A 6,883-nucleotide genomic window follows, 5' to 3' on the forward strand; every position below is an offset into this window, starting at 1 on the left:
ACAAATATTAGTATCAAGTAAATAGTTCATTAGAATTTTATTTCTTTCGTTCTAAATGTTCTACTCGTTTTTATAGCTGCATTTATTTCATCAGAAGTTTTTTCTGTAGAAAAAGCACCAAAAGAGGCATAGAAGTCATCTTCTTTATTTTTGCTTTCTGCTTTTAATGATTTTTTCAGTTTTTCGATAAGTTCAAGCTTACTTATTGCATTTAAACTTTCGAATAACCCAAAATAATTTTCTACGATGTTCTTGTTTGTAAAAGTCATTTTAGTGTGATTTAAATCAAAAATACAAAATATTTTGTTTATTCAGAACTACGAGATGAAAAAGGGGTGTAAAGTTAGAAGTGGTCGAACTGGGGGAATATAGTTGTGGGAAGATTTAAATTAATCCGAAGTCGGGAGACTTCGGATAGCGGGTAAAAATATACTATAGTTTTTCTCGACCATATTTACGAGTCGTAAAAATATATCCTGCGGAATGAACATAAAACCTTGATATTTTAGAAACTGCATAGACTTTAAAAATTTCATCATTGAGTTGATTTAAATCTTCTACTTTTACAGGTTGAAATTTAAAACCTGACACTCTAAATATATTATCCTCTTTAAATTTAGCATTTTGTTGATTAATCAATTCTCCAGCTTGCAAACGATTTGCATCCTGCATCCTTAAATTAAATTTCTCAAATTCGTAATACAAATTAAAAATTTTTTCATGTTCTATAGAAGTTATTTTTTTTTCCTTTAAATTAATTTCTGTAATTTCTGATAGCAAATTATATAATTCTCGATGATTTGCTACTACTAATTCTTTTGATTGTTCCAAAAGTAATGCGTCTGCAAGACTGTAATTTTGTTGTTGGATAATATTATCATCAATTTTCCTTGATTCGAAAAATTCATTACAAGCTTGAGGGAATGCAAGTAAAGAGGCTAATATTAAAAGCCAAATTGTAAATATTTGATAAAAATTATTCTTTTTTCTTTTCTGATGCTCAATTAGATAGTCAATTCCTTTAGGTAACAACTTTACTCTTAATACACAGTTTTCTAATGATGTTGGGAAGGTTATTCCGTTTAAGGTGGAAAAAAGTTTGTTCTCAACTATTCTTATAAATTCCAATTGTTCAAGTTCCTTAAAGAGTTCATCGTTTATGTGCCTTTCAGTTCTAGCTCCGCCACTACCTTTTTCGATAAGCACATATTTTTGAGGCATTCTTTTTATTTTCTTTAAAAACGGAACAATATCATACGAACTTAAGCCTGCTTTCTTGTCAAGTTCAGATAGGATATCTATAATATCAGTGCTTTTGGATTTGTAATAAATTTTTTCTAAATCTGAATTCATTTGCCTTGCGCGTTGGTTGTGTTTCCATACGTATTTTTGATTTCTAATCCATTGAACCAATTTATTCTCCATATATCTATATTATTATTAGACCCGCTCCAATATTGCTATCTAAAAGATTTACCAATTAGAAATTTACAGGTTATTAAATTTTTTAAATATGAACCCTACAACTTCTCCTTCAAATATTTCCCCGTTACACTCTTCTTGTTTTTCATAACCTCCTCTGGAGTTCCCTCGGCAAGAATATAACCGCCATTTTCGCCACCTTCGGGACCTAAATCAATAATCCAGTCGGCACATTTTATCAAATCCAGGTTGTGTTCAATCACAATCACCGAGTGTCCTTTTTCGATTAACGCATTAAAGGAAGCCAACAATTTTTTGATATCGTGAAAGTGCAATCCTGTGGTAGGTTCGTCAAAAACAAACAAAGCTTTCTGTTTTGTAGTTCCTTTGACCAGAAAAGTAGCCAACTTAATTCGCTGTGCTTCACCTCCCGAAAGGGTAGAAGAGGACTGACCTAATTGAACATAACCCAAACCTACATCCTGAAGCGGTTGTAGTTTTTGCATGATTTTGGCTTCATTATGAGAGGTAAAAAAGGATACGGCATCGTCAACGGTCATCGTGAGGATGTCGTCAATATTCTTCCCGTTAAACTGTACTTCAAGCACGTCTTTCTTAAAGCGTTTTCCGTTACAAACTTCACATGGAAGCGAAACATCGGCCATAAAAACCATTTCAACATTGATGCTTCCCTCGCCTTTACAAGTTTCGCAACGACCACCATCCACGTTAAACGAAAAATGTTTTGCTTGATAACCGCGAATTTTCGACAGTTTTTGTTTGGCAAACAACTCCCGAATGTCATCATACGCCTTTACATAAGTCACTGGATTGGAACGCGAACTTCGTCCAATGGGGTTTTGATCTATGTATTCAATATGTTGAATTTGGTGGTAATAACCCCTCAAATCGGTAAATTGTCCTGCTTTTTCACCCATACCATCAAGCTTTTTTTGCATCGCTGGAAACAAAATTTTCTTCACCAAGGTACTTTTTCCACTTCCTGAAACCCCGGTGATTACCGTGAGCATTTCTAATGGAAACTTTACATCAACGTTTTTTAAGTTGTTTTCGCGAGCGCCTAAAATTTCAATGTAACTTTTGGAAGTTCGGCGTTTTGTGGGAACCTCAATTTCTAATGTTCCATTCAAATATTGTGAAGTTAGCGAATCGGATTGCAGTATTTCGGCATAAGTACCTTGTGCAACCAATTTACCGCCAAAAGTTCCCGCTTCTGGACCAATATCAATAATCATATCGGCAGATTTCATAATATCTTCGTCGTGTTCGACCACAATAACGGTATTGCCCAAAGCTTTTAAATCCTCCAAAACGTGAATCAAACGTTCGGTATCTTTGGGATGTAAACCAATACTAGGTTCATCTAAAATGTACATCGATCCCACCAAACTACTTCCCAACGAGGTTGCCAAGTTGATTCGCTGCGATTCGCCACCAGAAAGTGAAGCCGAGTTTCGGTTCAAAGTCAAATACTCCAAACCTACATTCACTAAAAATTTCAAACGGTTGTTGATTTCTACCAAAAGTCGTTTGGCTACTTGCTGATCAAATTCTGACACTTCCAATTTCGGAAAAAATGCGGCTAAATGCTTGATCGGCATGTCAACCAAATCCGAAATGGTTTTACCCGAAATTTTAACATTAGAAGCTTCAGGTCGAAGTCGTTTTCCTTTACAAGCATAACATTTTGTTTTTCCACGGTAACGAGAAAGCATCACTCTGTTCTGGATTTTGTAATTTTTTTCTTCTAATTCGGCAAAAAAATCACGCAAGCCCGTAAAGTGTTTGTTTCCTTTCCAGAGCACTTCTTTTTGTTCTTCCGAAAGTTCAAAATACGGCTTGTGTATCGGAAAATCAAATAAATAAGCACTATTGACCAATTGGTCTTTGTACCAACTCATGCTTTCGCCACGCCATGCATAAACCGCGTTTTCATAAATAGATAAGGAAGTATTCGGCACAACCAATTCTTCGTCAATTCCAATAATATTTCCGAAACCACCACAAACAGGGCAGGCTCCATAAGGATTGTTAAAACTAAACAAATGGACATTGGGTTCTAAAAAGTCGATGCCGTCGAGTTCAAATTTATTACTGAAAGAAAACCGTTTTGAACCAGCAGCTTCTTGTAAATAGCAAGATCCTTTTCCTTCAAAAAAGGCTGTTTGAACGGCATCAGAAAGGCGGTTATAAAATTCTTCGGACTCAGATGATTCAGAATTGACCACAATTCGGTCGATAATCAACAAGACTTCTGACTTTTTTACGGAATTAATTTTGGTCATTACTTCGGCAAAATCATCCAATCGAAGGGTTTCGCTATTGACCAATATTCTAGAGAATCCTTGTTGGAGCAAAACGCCCAACTTTTCTTCAAGCGTTCGCCCTTTTTCAATCAAAATGGGCGAAAGCAACAACCAGCGACTTCCCTTTTCAAATGTTTTTACCTGGTTGACAACATCTGTTACGGTATCTTTTTTTACTTCATTTCCAGAAATAGGAGAGAAGGTCTTTCCAATTCGGGCGTAAAGCAATTTCAAATAATCGTAAATTTCGGTCGACGTTCCTACGGTAGAACGCGCGTTGGTGGTGTTCACTTTTTGCTCGATGGCAATTGCGGGAGCGATTCCTTTAATATATTCTACTTTTGGTTTGTCCAAACGCCCAAGAAATTGTCGAGCATAGGAGGACAAACTTTCTACGTAACGCCTTTGGCCTTCGGCATATAAAGTATCGAAAGCTAAACTGGATTTACCAGAACCGGATAACCCCGTTATAACTACTAACTTATTTCGCGGAATGGCAACATCCAAATTTTTCAAATTATGGACTTGAGCGCCTTTTATTATAATATTTTTTCGAGGATCTAATTTTGAAATGTCCGTGTTCATACAAATAAAAATTTGGTAGTCGTTTGTCGTGCAAAGTATCGGTAACGGTCTAAAATCTTCACTTTCGCAAAGCCGACTGCCGAAACGATTTTATAGCAAAAAATTGAATTTTCACAAAGGTAATCATTTCGGTATTTATTTTAATGAAAGTAGTATCATCAAGTTTTGAATGAATTTCTTGCTTTAAAAGATTGTTAAAACGGTCTTTTATTGTAGTAAAACTGTTAAAATTTGAATTGATGTTTGGAATTTAAGATTTATTTATGTTACATTTGGCAATACAAAAACAATAAAAAAGCGTAGCCTATTTCCAAAATTACTTTTTAGCACAAAAAAAGCGTTAATCCAACCACTAAAAAGACAATTATGGCTACTATTCAAACTCCCGATGCTTTATTGGTAAAAAGTTATATAGCTGGAGACGAAAAAGCTTTAGGTATATTAATAACTAGGCATCAATCCCGTATTTACAACTTTATTTTTTCTAAAATTAACGACCGTGACGTCTGTGATGATGTATTTCAAGACACGTTTATTAAAGTAATCAAAACTTTAAAATCCAATTCGTATAACGAAGAAGGAAAATTTTTGCCTTGGGTGATGCGAATTGCCCATAATCTTGTTATCGATCATTTCAGAAAAAACAAGAAAATGCCGATGCTTCGCGAAACCGAAGAGTTTTCTATCTTTTCAGTGATAACAGATAATGTTCCTAATATTGAGCAGCAAATCATTACATTGCAAATTGAAACTGATTTACAAAAATTAATTCAAGAACTGCCCGAGGACCAAAAGGAAGTTTTGATTATGCGAATGTACCACGATTTAAGCTTTAAAGAAATTTCTGAGCAAACAGGAGTGAGTATCAATACTGCATTGGGACGCATGCGGTATGCATTACTGAATCTTAGAAAAGTAATTGAAAAAAATAAAATTGTGTTAGCAAACTAACAATATAATTTTTGCTTTACCGTTATCAATTAAAACAGATACATTATGGCAAAAATTTACTCAAAAAAATCAGTTGCAAATGCCAACATCAAACCAAGAAAAGAGACCATTTCTTTTTTATTGAATTACTCTAAAGCATTAAGTTACTTGAAAGTAAATGGTTTGAAAGTAGAAGTTATCGCCAATTGATTGTAACTCCCGTTAAGAATTTATTTTTTAACGGGAGTTTTTTTATAATAAGCATCCAAAACCGATTTTCTGCCTATCGTCTTAGTGATGATGTCGTTTTCCAAATCCCAACCCCGAGCCTGACAATATTCCCGACCGTACCAAATGATTTGCAAATGCAAGGCGTTCCACGTTTCTCTCGGAAAAAGTCGTTTAGCATCTTTCTCAGTTTGCTCTACATTTTTCCCGTTACTCAAATTCCATCGGTACATAAGTCTATGAATATGTGTATCTACAGGAAAAGCCGGTACACCAAAAGCTTGCGACATCACCACACTGGCCGTTTTATGACCTACGGCCGGAAATGATTCCAAAGCTTCAAAACTTTGTGGCACTTGGCCATCATATTTTTCGATAATCATTTGCGACAACCCGTAAATCCCTTTTGATTTCATCGGCGATAATCCACAAGGTTTGATGATTTCTCGAATTTCTTCTACCGACATTTTTACCATATCATACGGATTGTCGGCTTTGGCAAATAAAAGCGGTGTAATTTGGTTTACCCGAACATCGGTACATTGTGCCGAAAGCAAAACTGCAATCAATAAAGTGTACGGATCCTTATGATCCAAAGGAACAGGAATACTGGGATAAATTTCTTTTAACGTATTTATAACAAATGCCACACGTGCTTCTTTGTTCATTTTTTCTAATTTTAATCAAACAAATATACAAGATATGACACAATTAAAAAAAGGCGATAAAGCACCTGATTTTTCAGGTTTTGACCAAGACAATACGTTTCGTCAACTTTCGGATTATGCAGGAAAAAAGTTGGTAGTGTTTTTTTACCCAAAAGCAAGTACACCAGGCTGCACGGCCGAAGCTTGCGATTTGCGTGACAATTTCGAACAATTCCAGCAAAATAATTATGCACTTCTTGGTGTGAGTGCCGATGCTCAAAAGGCACAAGCCAAATTCAAGGACAAATACAATTTCCCGTTTCCGCTTTTGGCCGACGAAGACAAATCCGTAATTGAAGCCTTTGGCGTTTGGGGTCCAAAAAAATTTATGGGAAAAAGCTACGACGGTATTCACCGAACCACTTTTGTCATCGACGAAAACGGCATCATCGAAGAAGTAATTTCCGATGTAAAAACCAAAGCACACTCCGCTCAAATTCTGAAATAGATTTTCTTGGATCGGATCATCCGGGCATTTGTTCTTTCCATGTTCCCGCCATCCGCTTGTATCTTTTCTTGCGGAAAAAAACGCAAGAAAAGGATACCGCTACTGTCGGGGATATTCAACAATCTTTAGGCATCTTTTAAAGGCTTGGGCTTTTTAAAAAGCTGCAAATCATTGCAATTAAATAAAGATAGAATCTAATTTTTTACAAAAGGCTTCTAGCTAGCGGTCTTTTTTTA

At 35.5% G+C, this 6,883-nt stretch carries 7 protein-coding genes; 3 read left to right on the forward strand and 4 right to left on the reverse strand.

Features of this window, described 5'->3' with window-relative positions; translation table 11 throughout:
• Nucleotides 1-29 precede the first annotated feature (29 nt).
• The 3 genes from ACIQ2X_RS12205 to uvrA all read right to left on the reverse strand — a co-directional run bounded on the left by ACIQ2X_RS12205 (nucleotide 30) and on the right by uvrA (nucleotide 4,334).
• Nucleotides 30-269 (reverse strand): hypothetical protein, encoded by a 240-nt coding sequence (locus tag ACIQ2X_RS12205; RefSeq protein WP_396179195.1) that lies wholly within the window; start codon nucleotides 267-269, stop codon nucleotides 30-32.
• A 163-nt stretch (nucleotides 270-432) separates the two neighbouring features.
• Nucleotides 433-1,425 (reverse strand): hypothetical protein, encoded by a 993-nt coding sequence (locus tag ACIQ2X_RS12210; protein ID WP_396179196.1) that lies wholly within the window; start codon nucleotides 1,423-1,425, stop codon nucleotides 433-435.
• Nucleotides 1,426-1,520: 95 nt separating this feature from the next.
• Complete coding sequence (gene uvrA / locus ACIQ2X_RS12215) at nucleotides 1,521-4,334, reverse strand: excinuclease ABC subunit UvrA (RefSeq protein ID WP_396179197.1); 2,814 nt, start codon at nucleotides 4,332-4,334, stop codon at nucleotides 1,521-1,523.
• Between the two features lie 366 nt (nucleotides 4,335-4,700).
• Between uvrA and ACIQ2X_RS12220 the strand changes: the two genes are divergently transcribed.
• Together ACIQ2X_RS12220 and ACIQ2X_RS12225 are read left to right on the forward strand one after the other, a co-directional pair.
• Entirely contained in the window at nucleotides 4,701-5,285 is a 585-nt protein-coding gene (locus tag ACIQ2X_RS12220; protein ID WP_396179198.1) for an RNA polymerase sigma factor, read from the forward strand.
• A 45-nt stretch (nucleotides 5,286-5,330) separates the two neighbouring features.
• Complete coding sequence (locus ACIQ2X_RS12225) at nucleotides 5,331-5,474, forward strand: hypothetical protein (RefSeq protein ID WP_396179199.1); 144 nt, start codon at nucleotides 5,331-5,333, stop codon at nucleotides 5,472-5,474.
• A 20-nt stretch (nucleotides 5,475-5,494) separates the two neighbouring features.
• On the opposite strand, the gene nth is transcribed toward ACIQ2X_RS12225, so the two are convergent.
• Nucleotides 5,495-6,160 (reverse strand): endonuclease III, encoded by a 666-nt coding sequence (nth, locus tag ACIQ2X_RS12230; protein WP_396179200.1) that lies wholly within the window; start codon nucleotides 6,158-6,160, stop codon nucleotides 5,495-5,497.
• 34 nt (nucleotides 6,161-6,194) lie between these two features.
• Here nth and bcp point away from each other — a divergent pair, with 34 nt between their 5' ends.
• On the forward strand, nucleotides 6,195-6,647 hold the full coding sequence (bcp, locus tag ACIQ2X_RS12235; protein WP_396179201.1) for a thioredoxin-dependent thiol peroxidase: 453 nt from the start codon (nucleotides 6,195-6,197) through the stop codon (nucleotides 6,645-6,647).
• Nucleotides 6,648-6,883: the final 236 nt, after the last annotated feature.

The organism is Flavobacterium sp. (assembly GCF_044368625.1).
In the GTDB taxonomy this organism is placed as follows: Bacteria; Bacteroidota; Bacteroidia; order Flavobacteriales; family Flavobacteriaceae; genus Flavobacterium.